Origin of the sequence: Variovorax sp. 38R, from assembly GCF_014843395.1 — a bacterium.
In the GTDB taxonomy this organism is placed as follows: Bacteria; Pseudomonadota; Gammaproteobacteria; order Burkholderiales; family Burkholderiaceae_C; genus Variovorax; species Variovorax paradoxus_H.
In genome coordinates, this window is the sequence record NZ_CP062121.1 from 168,247 (window position 1) to 183,302 (window position 15,056).

Sequence of the window (15,056 nt, forward strand, 5' to 3'; positions counted from 1 at the left end):
GCCATGACGCACAGCTCTCTTTCCCCTCCGGCCGCGGGCCCGCTGGCCGGCCTCAAGGTCGTCGAACTCGGGCAACTGATCGCCGGCCCGTTCGCGGCGCGCACGCTGGCCGACTTCGGCGCCGACGTGGTCAAGATCGAGCCGCCCGGCGCGGGCGACCCGCTGCGCACCTGGCGGCTGCTGAAGGACGGCACTTCCGTGTGGTGGCAGGTGCAGTCGCGCAACAAGCGCTCGCTGGCGCTCGATCTGCGCGAGCCCGAGGCGCAGGCCATCGTGCGCCAGCTCGCGGCCGAGGCCGATGTGCTGGTCGAGAACTTCCGCCCCGGCGCGATGGAAGGCTGGGGCCTGGGGCCCGACGACCTGCTGGCCGCCAACCCCGCGCTCGTGATGCTGCGCATCAGCGGCTACGGTCAGACCGGTCCCTACCGCGACCGGCCCGGCTTCGGCGTGGTGGCCGAGGCCATGGGCGGGCTGCGCCACCTCACGGGCGAGCCGGGCCGCGTGCCGGTGCGCGTGGGCGTGTCGATCGGCGACACGCTGGCCTCGTTGCATGGCGTGATCGGTGTGCTGATGGCGATGCAGCACCGCCACGCCACGGTGGGCGCCGAATTCCCGAAAGGCCGCGGCCAGGTGGTCGATGTCGCGCTCTACGAGGCGGTCTTCAACTGCATGGAAAGCCTGCTGCCCGAGTACGGCGCCTTCGGCGCGGTGCGCGAGGCGGCCGGCAGCGCGCTGCCGGGCATTGCACCCACCAACGCGTACCGCTGCGCCGACGGCGGCTACGCCATCGTCGCGGGCAACGGCGACAGCATCTTCAAGCGGCTCATGGCCTGCATCGGCCGGCCCGACCTCGCGGCCGACCCGGCGCTGGCGGGCAACACGGGGCGCGTGGCGCAGGTCGACATGCTCGATGCCGCCATCGGCGACTGGGCTGCGCAGCGCTCGGTGAGCGAGGTGCTGGCAGCACTCGATGCGGCGCACGTGCCGGCCGGGCGCATCTACACCATCGCCGACATCGCGACCGACCCGCACTACGCCGCGCGCGGCATGCTGCAGGAGGTGACGATGCCCGACGGCAGCGCGCTCGCGGTGCCGGGTTTCGTGCCCAAGCTGTCGCTCACGCCGGCCGGCCACCGACGCAATGCGCCGGCGCTGGGGGCGGACACGGAGGCGGTGCTGAAAGAGATCGGCTTGAGCGCCGAGCAGATCGCCGCGCTGCAGGAGCGCGGGATCGTCGGCTAGCCGATCAGCCCCGGAGGGACTCGATCAGGTCGATGTACTTCTGCTTCGCTTCGTCGGCGGTGGCGCCCTTCTGGGCGGTCCACGCGTCCCACTTGGCGCGCGCGACGATGTCGCTGAAGCTGGGCTTCTTGGCGGTGTTGTCGCCTTCGGTCGCCTGCTTGAACAGGCCGTAGATCTTCAGCAGCGTCGGGTTGTCGGGGCGCTCGGCCAGCAGCTTGGAGTTGGCCTGGGCGGCTTCGAATAGGGCGTTGAGGTCGGACATGGCGGTCGGGAAGAAGGTCAGAAAACGCGCATCTTAAATGGATTGGTACCAACTGGTACCAATCGCAAGCGTTCCAGCCTTTCAGTCCGTCAGGCCTGCGCGTGCCAGCTCCACATCCAGCCGCTCCCGCGCATCCGCCGGCGTCAGCGCCGCCGCCTTTTCATACAGCCCGTTCGCCTCGCCCGTGCGCGACTCGCCGTGCAGCATCAGCAGCGCACGCGCGTACTCCATCATCCCGGCCGCCGATTGCGGGTGCAGCGCCAGCCCGCGCTCGAACAGCTCGATCGAGGTCTCGGCGCGCACGCCGTACGTCATGCGCCCGACCAGCGCGCCGACCTTGTCGATCACCTCGGCGTGGAAGGCGGCCAGTGCGAGGTGCGCGTCGCCGTGCTCGGGTTGCAGTTCGATCACGTGTTCCAGCGCGCCCTTGAGCTTGGTGCCCAGGCCCTGCGCCAGGGCGCGCGCCACGCTGATGCCCTGGCTGTAGCGGCCCAGCGCGTAGGCCTGCCAGTAGAGCGCCTGGCAGTTGTCGGGCTCGGCCGCGACCTGCGCGCCGGCGCGTTCGATCACCTGACGGAACAGCGCGAGCCGCACGGCTTCGCGCGGCTCCAAGTAGTTGGCGTAGATCGCGGTCGCCTGGTTGGCGAGCGCCAGGCCGTCGGGGCCGTGCCGCAGGCCGAGGGCGGCGGCGCGTTCGAACTCGCCGCTGTGGTACAGCGCCCAGCCCTCGGCCAGCGGTGCGTCGGCCGCGGGCGGCGGCAGCGCGTGGCCCGCGTGCAGGCGTGGCCAGTGCGTGAGCAGGCTGCGCGCGTCGTAGCGCGGCACATCGGGGTAGGGAAGGGGCGTCCAGGGTTCGGTGCCGGCGGCGGCAGTGGCCGCGGCAGGGCCGGCGGACAGCAGCGAGAGCGGTTTGAAATCGGAGTGGGGCATGGATGTTCTAGGCCGCCATATCGACCGTCGGTGGCACGGGGCTGGGGTTGCTGCTTGCTGCGGCGTTTTCGCCGTTGTAGGCATTGCTCAGCGTCAGCAGGTGGCGGCGCTGGTCGCGTGCGAGGTAGGGCGCGAGCAGGTGCAGCGTGTGGTGGCCGCCGCGCATCAGCGCGCCCTGCGCGTGCGCGGGCTCCAGCGCCTGGCGCGGGTTGCGCACGTACTCGTAGCTGAGCCAGTAGGTCAGCACGACGACCATGCTCTGCGCGAGCGTGTCGACCTCGTGCGCGTCGATGTCCAGGTGGCCGGCGCGGCTCAGGCCGGCGATCAGCTGGCGGATGGCGCGCGCCTTGTTCTTGAGCACGAGCTGGAACTGGGTCTCCAGGTGCCGGTTCTTGCTCAGCAGGTCGTTGAGGTCGCGGTACAGGAAGCGGTAACGCCAGATCAGCTCGAACAGGCTGTGCATGAAGAACCAGGCGTCCTCCACGTCGTGCACGCCCTCGCTGGCGTGCAGCAGTTCGTTGAGCTCGGCTTCGTAGCCTTCGTAGAGCTTGTTGATCAGCTCTTCCTTGGCGGGGTAGTGGTAGTAGAGATTGCCGGGGCTGATGTTCAGCTCGCCGGCCACCAGCGTGGTCGACACGTTCGGTTCCCCGAAGCGGTTGAACAAATCCAATGCGGCTTCGAGGATGCGTTGCGCAGTGCGGCGTGGCGCCTTCTTTGCCATGTCGGTGCCCCCGTGGTTTCTCTTGGTCTTGGGGGCACTCTAGCGCATGTGCGCTGCACCATGAACGGTGCGGGACATGTTTTGCGGCGCTGAATTTTTGTGCAGTGCCGCAATTCCAGAACGATGTCAGCCGGCCTTGGTGCGGCGCAGGGTCTTCTTGGCGGCGGGGGCTGGCGCGGCCTTGCGCGCGGTGGACTTGCGAGGCGCCGTTGCGGCGGCCTTGGCATCGCGCTGCTTGAGCTGGGCTTCGAGCGCCTCGATGCGGGCCTGCAGTGCAGCCACGTCGGCGGCCGAGGGCACGCCGAGTTTTTCGAGCGCGCGCGCCACGCGTTCTTCGAAGATGTTCTCGAGCTTGCCCCACTGGCCGGCGGCCTTGGTGCCGAACTCGCTGGCAAAGCCCGCCATGCGCTGCTGCGCCTGGGCCAGGGTTTCTTCGGCGGCCTGCTGGGTCTTCTTCTGCATGCCGGCGCCGTCCTTGACCAGCGCTTCGAAGGCCTTGCTGCCCTCTTGCTGCATCTTGGCGAAGGCGCCGAGGCCGGCGAGCCAGATCTGCTGGGCCGAGTCCTTGATGCGGTCGGTCTTGTCGTCGCTGGTGCTGCTGCTGTCGTCTTTGGAGGTGGCCATGCAATGTGTTCCTTGGTATGCAATCGCATGACTCTAGCCGCCCGCGCGCCCCGTGGTTAGGGCGCGCCGCCTATCCCCGCGCCCAGGATCAGGGCGTGCCGCCGGCGGCGCGGCTGGCATCGAGGTGCGACTTGGCGCGCTCGGCCAGCGCCATTTCGCCGGGCGTGCCGGGCACGAAGGGCTGCACGGGAAGCGGCCGGCCGTGCGAGTCGACCGAGACAAAGACGATCAGGCATTCGGTGGTCTTTTCCATCACGCCGCCCTTCATGTCGCCGCTGCGCACCTCGACCGAGATGTTCATGCTGGTGGTGCCGGTGTAGGCCAGGCGGGCTTCGACCTCGACCAGGTCGCCGATCATGATCGGCCGGTGGAAGCGGATGCTGCCGATGAAGGCGGTGACGCAGTAGCGTTTGGCCCAACTGGTGGCGCAGGCGTAGCCGGCCTCGTCGATCCACTTCATGACCGTGCCGCCGTGGACCTTGCCGCCGAAGTTGACGGTGCTGGGTTCGGCCAGAAACCGGAGGGTGATGGAAGACATGGGGCGCGCCTTTTCTCTGTGGGCAGTGGGTGGGGAGCCGCGATTATGCGAGCGCCCGGACTCGCTTTGGCACCCGCCCGTCGCCTTGCCGCCGGCGCTCAGCTGCCGCTGAACAGCTGGGCCAGCGTGCGGCGCAGCCAGGCGTTGCCCGGGTCGGCATGAAAGCGCTCGTGCCAGTGCTGCTTGACCGCGTAGGCCGGCAGCGTGAACGGCGGCGCCAGCACCTTCACCGGCTCCTGCGTGGCCAGCACGTTGCCCAGGATGCGCGGCACCACCACGATCAGCTCGGTGTGGGCCACGATGCGCGCCACGCTCAAAAAGCTCGACAGCCGCACCACCACGTTGCGCTTCAGGCCCAGGCGCGCGATGGTGGTGTCGACGATGGCGTGCCCCGTGCCCGAGCTGGACACCACCGCGTGCGCCTCTTCCTCGAAGCGTTTGCGCGTGAGCTTGGCGCCGATGCGCGGATGGTTCTGCGCCGCCAGGCAGACGAAGTTCTGCATGAACAGCACCTGCTGGTAGAAGCCCGCGTCCAGCTGCGGCATGAAGCCCACGGCCAGGTCGACGTCGCCGTCCTGCAATCGGCGGCCGCTGTGGGTGGAGATGATCTCGGTCTCGATGTGCACGCCCGGCGCCGCGTGCCGCAGGTGGTCGAGCAGGCCGGGCAGCAGCACCACCTCGCTGATGTCGGTCATGCAGATGCGAAAGCGCCGCTGCGCATGCGCCGGCTCGAAGCTGCTGCGGTTGCCCTGCGCCTGCGCGAGTTGCGCCAGCGCCTCGCGCAGGTTCGGGTAGATGCGCTCGGCGTGCGGCGTGGGCTGCATGCCCTGCGCGGTGCGGGTGAACAGGCGGTCGTCGAAGTGCGCGCGCAGCTTGTTCAGCGCCGTGCTGGCCGCCGCCTGCGCCATGCCCAGCCGCTCGGCGGCCTTGGTGACGTTGCCGGTCTTGTAGACCTCGTCGAACACGGCGAGCCATTCGAGATCGAGCTTGGACATGGGGTGACGTGGGCTGGGTGGTGAAGGCGAAAGACACCATTATCGAAATTTCGAATTCCGTGTATTGGCACGCGGTCTTGAGCAAATAGTGGGGCGGGACAACAATGCCGGCCAACGGAGACACCGACCCATGAACCCCGCCTCTTCCAGCGCCGTATCTGGTGCGCCTGCCAACCTGGCCGAGCGCCGCGACTACTACGCCCGAATCCGCCCGCTCAACCTTTCGCCGCTGTGGGAGTCGCTGCACGTGCTCGTGCCGCGCGAGCCCAAGAGCCCGTGCGTGCCCGCGCTGTGGCGCTACGACGAGATCCGGCCGCTGCTCATGGAGTCGGCCGACCTCATCACCGCCGAAGAGGCCGTGCGCCGCGTGCTGGTGCTCGAGAACCCGGCGCTGCCCGGCAACGCGTCGATCACGCAGTCGATCTACGCCGGCCTGCAGCTCATCATGCCGGGCGAGGTGGCGCCCTCGCACCGCCATGTGCAGTCGGCGCTGCGCTTCATCGTGGACGGCAAGGGCGCCTACACCACCGTGGGCGGCGAGCGCACGACCATGCACCCTGGCGACTTCATCATCACGCCCTCGTGGGCCTGGCACGACCACGGCAACGAAGGCATCGAAGGCGTGACCGAGCCGGTGGTGTGGCTCGACGGGCTCGACATTCCCATGCTGCGCTTCTTCGACGCCGGCTTTGCCGAGAACGACGACGCCAAGTTGCAGCACGTGGCGCGGCCCGAAGGCCACAGCCTCGCGCGCTTCGGCCACAACATGGTGCCGGTGCGGCACGACCACACCTCGGCCACCTCGCCGATCTTCAACTACCCCTACCTGCGCAGCCGCGAGGCGCTGGCGCAGTTGCAGAAGCAGGAAGCGCCCGATGCCTGGCTCGGCCACAAGCTGCGCTACATCAACCCGCTGACGGGCGGTTCGCCGATGCCGACCATCTCGACCCAGCTGCAGTTGCTGCCCCAGGGCTTCGCGGGCCGGACGCACCGCGCCACCGACGGCACCGTCTACAGCGTGGTCGAAGGCCATGGCACGGCCGAGATTGCCGGCCAGCGTTTCGACTTCGGCCCGCGCGACACCTTCGTCGTGCCCTCGTGGGCGCCGCTGCGCCTGTCGTCGCCGAGCGAGGACACCGTGCTCTTCAGCTTTTCCGATCGCCCTGTGCAGCAGGCCATGGGCATCCTGCGCGAAGCCTTCCTCGAAGACGCCTGAAAGCGCGGCGACCTTCCTTCCTTCTTTTTCTTGTTTGTCTGATGTGCCGTCCCACGCGGCAGGAGCCTTCATGTCTTTCGTCTTCACGCCCCCTTCCATCGTCGGCCTGCCCATCGTGGGCTCCGACAAGCAGTTCCCCGTGCGCCGCGTCTACTGCGTCGGCCGCAACTACGCGGCGCATGCGCGCGAGATGGGTTTCGACCCCGACCGCGAACCGCCGTTCTTCTTCTGCAAGCCCAACGACGACGCCTCGGTCGTGCCCGTGGCCGAAGGCGCCACCGGCGCCGTGCCGTACCCCTCGCTCACGAGCAACTACCACTACGAAGCCGAGCTGGTGGTCGCCATCGGCAAGGGCGGCAAGGACATTCCGGTCGACCAGGCCGCCAGCCACATCCACAGCTACGCCGTGGGCCTGGACATGACGCGCCGCGACCAGCAGATGAAGATGCGCGAAGCCGGCCGCCCGTGGGAGATTGGCAAGGCCTTCGACTTCTCGGCCCCCATCGCGCCGCTGCGCACGCTGGCCGACGTGGGCGAGATCAACGCCGGCGCCATCACGCTTGAGGTCGACGGCCAGGTGCGTCAGAACAGCGACATCACGCACCTGATCTGGTCGGTGAACGAAGTCATCGCCAACCTCTCGACGCTGTTCGCGCTGCAGCCCGGCGACCTGATCTTCACGGGCACGCCCGAAGGCGTGGGCGCGGTGAAGCCGGGCCAGACGATCAAGGTCAATATCGAGCGCCTGCCGTCGCTCACGGTCCGCATCGACTGATCGCCCCGGCCCGCGCATGACCCTCTCGAAGCAACCTCCTTCCGTGCTGCTCGTCGGCGGCGGCATCGGCGGCATGGCCGCCGCGCTCGCGCTCGCACGCCTGGGCGTGGCCATCGACCTGCTCGAACAAAGCGCCGTCATCGGCGAGATCGGCGCCGGCCTGCAGCTGGGCCCCAATGCCTTCGCGGCACTCGACGCGCTGGGCGTGGGCGAGGCCGTGCGCCGCAGTTCGGTGTTCACCGACCGGCTCGTGATGATGGACGCCGTCGACTGCACCGAGGTGGCCTCCGTGCCCGTCGGCGAGGCCTTCCGCGCGCGCTTCGGCAATCCCTATGCCGTGAGCCACCGCGCCGACCTGCACGGCGCAATCCACGAAGCCGTGAAGCAGCATCCGCTGATCCGCTTCCACACCTCGGCGCAGGTCGAGGCGATCGACACCGGCGCGCACGGCGTCACTGCGGTCACGCGCGATGGCCGCCGCTTTCAGGCCGATGCCATCGTGGGCTGCGACGGCGTGAAGTCGGTGGTGCGCGCGAAGCTCATCGGCGACGCGCCGCGCGTGTCGGGCCACGTGGTCTACCGCGCCGTGGTGCCTGCGGCCGACATGCCCGCCGACCTGCAATGGAACGCACCCGTGGTCTGGGCCGGCCCCAACTGCCACCTCGTGCACTACCCGCTGCGCCATGGCGAGCAGTACAACCTGGTCGTCACCTTCCACAGCCGTGAGGAAGAAGAGTGGGGCGTCACCGACGGCAGCAAAGAAGAGGTGCTGTCGTACTTCGAAGGCGTGCATGCGCGCCCGCGCCAGCTGCTCGATCGCCCGACCTCGTGGCGCCGCTGGAGCACCGCCGACCGAGACCCCGTCGAACGCTGGAGCGAAGGCCCGGCCACGCTGCTCGGCGATGCGGCGCATCCCATGATGCAGTACCTCGCGCAGGGCGCGTGCATGGCGCTCGAAGACGCCGTGACGCTCGGCGAGGCCGTGAAAGCTTGCGACTTCGACATGACCGCCGCCTTCCAGCGCTACGAACAGGCCCGCATCGCACGCTGCGCGCGCGTCGTGCTGTCGGTGCGCGAGATGGGGCGCCTGTACCACGCCCAGGGCGTGGAGCGCCTCGTGCGCAACAGCCTGTGGACCGGGCGCACGCCCGAACGTTTCTACGATGCGGTCGAATGGCTCTATGCCTGGCGGCCCGAGCACTGTTTGGGCGACGCGCCCGCGCCGCGCTGACACGGTTTTTCTACGATATTCCCTACCCACGAGGCCGAAGGCCCAGGAGACAATCCATGAACTTTCCGCGCGCATTGCTGACGACCGCCGTCCTGGCCCTGACCGCCGCCTCCGGCGCATGGGCGCAGGGCAGCGACTACCCGAGCAAGCCGGTGACGCTGATCACCCCGTTCGCAGCCGGCAGCGGCCCCGACGCGGTGCTGCGCCTGGTGTCCGACAAGCTCTCGCGCCTGTGGAACCAGCGCGTGGTGGTCGATAACCGGCCCGGTGGCGGCGGCTTCATTGCCATCGACCAGGCGCGCCGCGCCGCGCCCGACGGCTACACGCTGCTGCAGCTCGACAGCGAGCACATCGCCGCGCTGCCGCACCTGTACAAGTCGCGCAACTTCGTGACCTTGCAGCACTTCGACCCGGTCGCCTCGCTGTTCCGCACGCCCTTCTTCGTGGCCGTGGGCACCGAGTCGAAGTGGAAGACCATGGGCGACCTGATCGCCGCCGCCAAGGCCAACCCCGAAGGCATCGTCTACGGCTCGTGGGGCGTCGGCAGCCCGGGCCACCTGGGCGCGCAGCAGCTCGAGGCGCTCACGGGCATCCGCATGCGGCATGCGCCGTACCGCGAGGTGTCGCAGCTGTATTCCAACGTCGGCACCGGCGAGGTGCCGTGGGCCTTCGCAAGCATTCCGTCGAGCCAGGGCATCTACAAGGCCGGCAAGCTGCGCTACATCGCCGTGGCAGCGCCCAAGCGCATCCCGCAGATGCCCGACGTGCCGACCATGGCCGAGGCCGGCGGCCCGGCCTCGCTGGAGGTCAATTCCTTCGTGTCGCTGCTGGCGCCCAAGGGCGTGTCGGCGGCCGTGAAGGCCAAGATCAACGCTGACGTGGCCAAGGTGATTGCCGACCCCGACATCCGCGCCCGCTTCGACACCTTCGCCTTCGAGCCGCTGGCCTGGTCGCCCGAGGAGATCGAGCGCAACGCCGAGGCCAAGTCGAAGGTGTACGGCGAGCTGGTGCGCCGGGGCAACATCAGCCTCGACTGACGAGAGTGCGCCTTGCCCTGGGCTCCGCGCCGCAGTTAAGCTGCCTCTCTTTGCATTTTTGTTCACCTTTTTGACTGTCTTTTTCCCATGCAAGCCACCAAGAGAGCCCTCCTGATCGCCTGCGGCCTGGCCGCCACCGCGGCGTTGCCGCTGTCCGCCAGCGCCGACACCCCCGCGTGGCCGACCAAGCCGATCCGCCTGCTGGTGGGTTTCCCGGGCGGATCGACGCCCGACATCGCGGCGCGCACCATCGCCGAGCCGCTGTCCCGCGCGCTGGGCCAGCCGGTCGTGGTGGACAACAAGGCCGGCGCCTCGGGCAACATCGCGGCCGACCAGGTGGCCAAGGCCACCGACGACCACACGCTGGGCATCGTTATCAACGGCAACCTCACGTCGTCGAAGATGCTGTACCCCAAGCTGCCGTACGACCCGGCGAAAGACTTCACCTACCTGTCGCTGATCGCCACCGCGCCGCTGGTGCTCGTGGCACAGAACAGCCTGCCCTCGGGCACCGCCTTCTTCGACGCCGCGCGCCAGGCCGGCGACAAGTGGAACTACGGCTCGGTGGGCGTGGGCTCGGTCGGCCACCTGGGCATGGAACTGCTCAAGAGCCGCGTGAACGGTTTCAAGCCCGAGCACGTGCCCTACCAGGGCAACCCGCAGGTCGTCACCGGCATGCTGGGCGACCAGGTGCAGATGGGCCTGATCCCGCCGGGCGTGGCCATGCCGCAGATCCGCGCGGGCAAGCTCAAGGCCGTGGGCCTCACGGGCGGACGCAGTGCGCTGGTGCCCGAGATCGCGCCGCTGGCCGAAGCCGGCGTGAAAGACTTCAGCCTCGAGGTGTGGGTGGCGCTTCTGGGCCCGGCCAACCTGTCGAAGACCGCGCAGGCACGCATCAGCCGCGAGATCGAAATCGTCATGAAAGACCCCGACGTGCGCCGCAAGCTCTTCGAGCAAGGCTGGCAAGCCGTGGGCACCTCGCCGGACGGCATGCGCACGCGCGTGAAGGAAGAGGCGGCGATCATGAGCAAGATCATCGCGACGCGCGGCATCAAGATTCAGTGATGACGACGACAACGCAGCAACCACACACCCTGAACGAACCGGCGCGCGCGCTGCCGGTGTTCGGCGACTTCGACGTGGTCGTGGTCGGCGGCGGCCCCGCCGGCATTGCCGCCGCCGTGAGCGCCGCGCGCCACGGTGCGCGCACGCTGCTGGTGGAGCGCTACGGCTTTCTCGGCGGCATGGGCACCGCGGGCGGCGTGACCAACTTCGCGGGCCTGTACGGCAAGCGCCGCGGCGAGATGACGCAGCTGGTGCGCGGCGTGGTCGACGACCTCATCGACCGCATCGCCGGCTTCAACGGCATGAACGCGCCGCAGAACGGCATGGGCGGGCGCATCTGCGTGCGCTCGTACGACACCTCGGCCTACAAGCTGGCCGCCGACCAGCTGCTCGAAGCGGCCGGCGTGCAGATGCTGTTCCACGCGTACGCCGCGGCGGTGCTGCACGACGGCGCGCGCATCAGCGCGCTGGTGGTCGAAACGAAGTCGGGCCGCCAGGCGATCCGCGCCAATGCCTTCATCGACGCCAGCGGCGACGCCGACGTGGCGGCCTTCGCGGGTGTGCCCTTCGAGGTGGGCGACGGCCACGGCAGCGGACTGTTCCCGACCACCATGTTCCGCATCGGCCAGGTCGACGCACCCGCCGCACTGGCCGCGGTGGGCGAGTTCTCGGCCATCAACGGCTTCATGGCGCGCGCCGAGCAGCAGCATCCGGGCAAGTACAGCTTTCCGCGCGAAGGCGCGATCCTGCGGCCCAACAAGGACCCGCGCGAATGGCGCGCCAACGTCACGCAGATCCGCAACGCCGCCGGCGGCGCGATGAACGGCGTCGATGCGCGCGAGCTCAGCGACGGCGAACTCGAAGGCCGGCGCCAGATCGCCGCGTACTTCAAGTTCCTGCAGGCCGAGGTGCCGGGCTTTGCGCCGTCGGCCATCGTGGAGATCGCGCCGCAGGTCGGCATCCGCGAGACGCGGCGCATCCAGGGCCTGTATGCGCTGGGCCGCGAAGACATCCTCGGCTCGGCCACCTTCGACGACACCATCGGCCTGAACGCCTGGCCGATGGAAATGCATGCCGATGGCCGCATCGAATGGGCCTTTCCGCGCGACGAAGCCAACGCCTACAACCACCTGCCGTGGCGCATGCTGGTGCCGCAGACGGTCGACAACCTGCTCGTGGCCGGGCGCTGCGCCTCGATGACGCACGAGGGCCAGTCGGCCGCGCGCGCCAGCGGCGGCTGCTTCGTGATGGGACAGGCGGCGGGCACCGCGGCGGCCTCGCTGGGCAGCGGGCGCTTCGCGGCGATCGACGTGGCGGCGCTGCAGAAAAAGCTGGCGGCCGACGGCGTCGACCTCGACCGCTGAGGGCGGCGCGGCGCTAGAGTCCGGGGCTGGATGAACTCGAACCCCGGACACACCGTGCCTCTCTCTTCTTCGCTGTCGACCCCCGCGCGTCGGCTCTTCCTGGCGCTGGCCTGCGCCGCCTTCGGCCTGCTGCAGGTGGGCTGCGCCAGCACCCCCGAGGGCGACCCCGTCCATGGCAAGGACCGCGTGCTGAGCTTCGTCGCGGCCAAGGACGGCCGCAAGGTCGCCATTGCCGGCGACAAGTACCACTACGTGTTCGACGGCGACCCCTCCGTGGCCGCGCTGCTGCGCTGGGACGGCCGCACCAAGGTCACGCCCGCACTCATCGGCGAACTGAAGGTGGCGCGCAACCAGAGCTTCGAAGGCCAGTACGTGCTGATGGCCTTCGACGCCGACCTGACGCCCGAAGACCGCAACTTCCTCGTGCAGACCGGCTTCGCCAAGGCCGAGGTGAAGTACGGCGACCGCACCGGCCCGGTGCTGCGCTACTTCGGCACCGTCTACGGCAAGCGCTACGCGGCGGTGGCGCTGAAGTCGGCCGACACGGTCGATTTTTCGCGCCGCCAGTACCTGAAGTACGTCGAGCAGGAAACGCTCAGTGGCGCGTTCAGCCAGGCCGAGCGCTCGCCGCTGGTGTACGGCGCCGACGGCGCGATGCTGCTGGGCGGCGTGCCGGTGCGCATCGTCGATGGCGGCACGGATTACGGCTGCAGCCTGCGCCTGATGCTGGACATCTGTTTCTTCAAGTAGGCCCAGCCGGGCGCTGCTGACCGGGCCGCGACAGCGCGCGGGCCCGGCCTTTGCTATCGTCGAAGGCTGCTTTTTTGTCCAGAAATCTCCCCCCGATGACCCCCGAACCCGTCCTTGCCGCCAGCCTCGTTGCCGACCTCGTCGCCCTCATGCAGCTCGAACCGTTGGGCGGCGACCGCTTCCTGGCCCAGAGCGAGGACATCGGCACGCCCGCCGTCTTCGGCGGCCAGGTGCTGGGCCAGTCGCTCATGGCCGCCAGCCTCACGGTGGGCGCCGAGCGCCCCGTGCATTCGATGCACGCCTACTTCCTGCTGCCCGGCGAGCACGCGCCCATCGAGTACAGCGTCGACCGCGTGCGCGACGGCCGCAGCTTCACCACGCGCCACGTGGTGGCGCGCCAGCAGGAGCGCATCATTTTTGAAATGTCGGCGTCGTTCCAGACCGTGGACGAGGGCGTCGAGCACCAGTTCCCCATGCCCGCGGTCGAAGGCCCCGACGGCCTGACCAGCGAACTCGACCAGCGCATCGCGCTCGGCGACCGCCTGCCCGAACCCTGGCGCTCCAAGGCCATCCAGCCGCACGGCATCGAGTACCGGCGCGTCGACCCCGAAGACCTGCTGCGGCCCGAGGTGCGCCCCACCGAGAACCAGAGCGCCATCTGGATGCGCGCCATCGCGCCGCTGCCCGACGACCTGACGGTGCACCGCGCGTTGCTGGCCTACGCCTCCGACCATGGCCTGCTGCGCGCCGCGATGCTGCCGCACGGCCTGAGCTTCATGAGCGGCCAGGTGCGCCCCGCCAGCCTGGACCACGCGATGTGGTTCCACCGCGATTTCCGCCTGGACGATTGGTTGCTCTACGTGGTCGACTCGCCCAGCGCGGGCGGCGCGCGCGGCCTGTGCCGCGGCAGCATCTACACGCGCGACGGCCGCCTCGTGGCGTCGGCAGCGCAAGAGGGCATGCTGCGCATCCGCAAGCCGGGTACGCCGCGCACGCCGATCACGGGCTGAACGTCCTCCGCTTTCCTTCACTCACTCGCACGATCGCTCCGACCATGAAGATCTTCTTCTCCCCCGCGTCTCCTTTCGTGCGCAAGTGCATGGTCGTGGCCCACGAGCTGGGCGTGGCCGATCGCATCGAGAAGCTGCCCAGCGCTGCCGGCCCGGTGAAGCGCGACGCGCGCATCCTCCCGAACAACCCGCTGGGCCAGGTGCCGACTTTCCTCACCGACGACGGTCAGGTGCTGTTCGACAGCCGCGTGATCTGCGAGTACCTCGACACGACACACGGCGGCAGCCTGTTTCCGGCCACCGGGCCTGCGCGCTGGGAGCGCCTGACCGAGCTGTCGCTGGCTGACGGCATGACCGGCGCCGCGCTGCTCGCGCGCTACGAGACCATGCTGCGCCCCGAAGCGCTGCGCTGGACTGACTGGACCGACGGCCAGCTCGACAAGGTGCGCACCGGCCTCGAGTGGCTCGAAGCGGCGGCGCCGTCGTTCGGCGAGCGCGTCGACATCGGCACCATCGCCTTCGGCTGCGCGCTGGGCTACATGGACTTCCGTTTCCCCTCGGTGGACTGGCGCGCCCAGGCACCGAACAGTGCGAAGTGGTTTGCGGCGTTCAACCAGCGGCCGTCGATGCAGGCCACGTTGCCGACGGTCTGAGCGATGACGTTCGACGATCTCTCGCGCCGCACCGGCATCGAAATTCCCCCGCTGCTGCAACAGCTCCTCGCCAGCGGACCGCCCGATCTGGCCAGCTTCCCCGACTTCGAGTGGCTGGGCGCCGAACAGGCGGCCAACGACCTCGATGAGTGGCTCGACGCCAAGTGGCAGGACGGCCGCCGCTTCCTGCCCTTTGCGCAGTCGGGTGCGGGCGACGCCTACTGTCTCGCGCCGCTGGACGGCGGCGCTGTGGGCGTGGCCTTCGTGTGGCACGACGACGAGGAAAGCAGTGTCGGCCACGGCTCGTTCGCCGATTTCGTCTGCGCGAAATTCCTGGAAGCCTTTGTCGACCTGAGCTACCTCAGCGACGGGGACCTGTCCGAGCCCGAGATGGCCGAGCGCATCGCGGCCGACGTGGCCACCGTCACGGCTTTCATGGACGACACGGAAACCGCCGCCTACTTGCAGGCGCTGAGCCGGCAGCCACTGGTGTCGCGGCCTTTCAAGACGGGCCCGCGCGCCAGGCCCGAACAGGTGCCCTCGCTGATGCCGCAGGCCGAGTTCGAGGAAGACCTGAAGCGCTTCACCCGGCAGGACAGCGCGCCTTTCCCCGTGAAAGCGCGCTGGGACATCGAGGGGTAGG

Annotated in this window: 17 protein-coding genes; 11 read left to right on the top strand and 6 right to left on the bottom strand. The window is 69.2% G+C overall.

Annotated elements, in window-relative coordinates:
* Positions 1 to 3 precede the first annotated feature (3 nt).
* Entirely contained in the window at positions 4 to 1,242 is a 1,239-nt protein-coding gene (locus IG196_RS00755; protein ID WP_192194542.1) for a CaiB/BaiF CoA transferase family protein, read from the top strand.
* A gap of 4 nt (positions 1,243 to 1,246) precedes the next feature.
* On the opposite strand, the gene IG196_RS00760 is transcribed toward IG196_RS00755, so the two are convergent.
* From IG196_RS00760 to IG196_RS00785, 6 genes are all read right to left on the bottom strand, one after another.
* Complete coding sequence (locus tag IG196_RS00760; protein ID WP_192194543.1) at positions 1,247 to 1,504, bottom strand: acyl-CoA-binding protein; 258 nt, start codon at positions 1,502 to 1,504, stop codon at positions 1,247 to 1,249.
* Between the two features lie 81 nt (positions 1,505 to 1,585).
* Positions 1,586 to 2,434: a hypothetical protein gene (locus IG196_RS00765; protein ID WP_192194544.1), complete on the bottom strand. Its 849-nt coding sequence runs from the start codon at positions 2,432 to 2,434 to the stop codon at positions 1,586 to 1,588.
* A 7-nt stretch (positions 2,435 to 2,441) separates the two neighbouring features.
* Positions 2,442 to 3,155, bottom strand: coding sequence for a TetR/AcrR family transcriptional regulator (locus IG196_RS00770; protein WP_192194545.1), 714 nt, complete (start codon positions 3,153 to 3,155; stop codon positions 2,442 to 2,444).
* Between the two features lie 126 nt (positions 3,156 to 3,281).
* Complete coding sequence (locus tag IG196_RS00775) at positions 3,282 to 3,779, bottom strand: phasin family protein (RefSeq protein WP_192194546.1); 498 nt, start codon at positions 3,777 to 3,779, stop codon at positions 3,282 to 3,284.
* 88 nt (positions 3,780 to 3,867) lie between these two features.
* Entirely contained in the window at positions 3,868 to 4,317 is a 450-nt protein-coding gene (locus IG196_RS00780; RefSeq protein ID WP_192194547.1) for an acyl-CoA thioesterase, read from the bottom strand.
* A 98-nt stretch (positions 4,318 to 4,415) separates the two neighbouring features.
* A complete protein-coding gene (locus tag IG196_RS00785) occupies positions 4,416 to 5,312 on the bottom strand; it encodes a LysR family transcriptional regulator (protein WP_099794666.1) in 897 nt (298 codons plus the stop codon).
* 130 nt (positions 5,313 to 5,442) lie between these two features.
* Here IG196_RS00785 and gtdA point away from each other — a divergent pair, with 130 nt between their 5' ends.
* The 10 genes from gtdA (at position 5,443) to IG196_RS00835 (ending at position 15,055) form a co-directional block, all read left to right on the top strand.
* Positions 5,443 to 6,528, top strand: a complete 1,086-nt coding sequence (gene gtdA, locus IG196_RS00790; RefSeq protein ID WP_192194548.1) for a gentisate 1,2-dioxygenase — start codon at positions 5,443 to 5,445, stop codon at positions 6,526 to 6,528.
* A 70-nt stretch (positions 6,529 to 6,598) separates the two neighbouring features.
* Positions 6,599 to 7,303 carry a fumarylacetoacetate hydrolase family protein gene (locus IG196_RS00795; RefSeq protein WP_192194549.1) on the top strand — a complete coding sequence of 235 codons (705 nt, stop codon included), beginning with the start codon at positions 6,599 to 6,601 and terminating at the stop codon, positions 7,301 to 7,303.
* Between the two features lie 16 nt (positions 7,304 to 7,319).
* A complete protein-coding gene (locus IG196_RS00800) occupies positions 7,320 to 8,534 on the top strand; it encodes a 3-hydroxybenzoate 6-monooxygenase (RefSeq protein WP_192194550.1) in 1,215 nt (404 codons plus the stop codon).
* Positions 8,535 to 8,590: 56 nt separating this feature from the next.
* The gene (locus IG196_RS00805) at positions 8,591 to 9,571 is read left to right on the top strand and encodes a Bug family tripartite tricarboxylate transporter substrate binding protein (RefSeq protein ID WP_095743264.1); all 981 of its coding nucleotides are present in this window, start codon (positions 8,591 to 8,593) and stop codon (positions 9,569 to 9,571) included.
* 87 nt (positions 9,572 to 9,658) lie between these two features.
* A complete protein-coding gene (locus IG196_RS00810; RefSeq protein WP_192194551.1) occupies positions 9,659 to 10,636 on the top strand; it encodes a Bug family tripartite tricarboxylate transporter substrate binding protein in 978 nt (325 codons plus the stop codon).
* Positions 10,636 to 12,000, top strand: a complete 1,365-nt coding sequence (locus IG196_RS00815) for an FAD-dependent oxidoreductase (RefSeq protein WP_192194552.1) — start codon at positions 10,636 to 10,638, stop codon at positions 11,998 to 12,000. The genes IG196_RS00810 and IG196_RS00815 overlap by 1 nt, the downstream gene beginning before the upstream one ends.
* A 54-nt stretch (positions 12,001 to 12,054) precedes the next feature.
* Positions 12,055 to 12,750, top strand: coding sequence for a hypothetical protein (locus IG196_RS00820; protein ID WP_225616877.1), 696 nt, complete (start codon positions 12,055 to 12,057; stop codon positions 12,748 to 12,750).
* 95 nt (positions 12,751 to 12,845) lie between these two features.
* Positions 12,846 to 13,760 (top strand): acyl-CoA thioesterase, encoded by a 915-nt coding sequence (locus IG196_RS00825; RefSeq protein WP_192194554.1) that lies wholly within the window; start codon positions 12,846 to 12,848, stop codon positions 13,758 to 13,760.
* 44 nt (positions 13,761 to 13,804) lie between these two features.
* Positions 13,805 to 14,413: a glutathione S-transferase gene (locus tag IG196_RS00830; protein ID WP_192194555.1), complete on the top strand. Its 609-nt coding sequence runs from the start codon at positions 13,805 to 13,807 to the stop codon at positions 14,411 to 14,413.
* A gap of 3 nt (positions 14,414 to 14,416) precedes the next feature.
* Entirely contained in the window at positions 14,417 to 15,055 is a 639-nt protein-coding gene (locus IG196_RS00835) for an SMI1/KNR4 family protein (RefSeq protein WP_192194556.1), read from the top strand.
* Position 15,056: the final 1 nt, after the last annotated feature.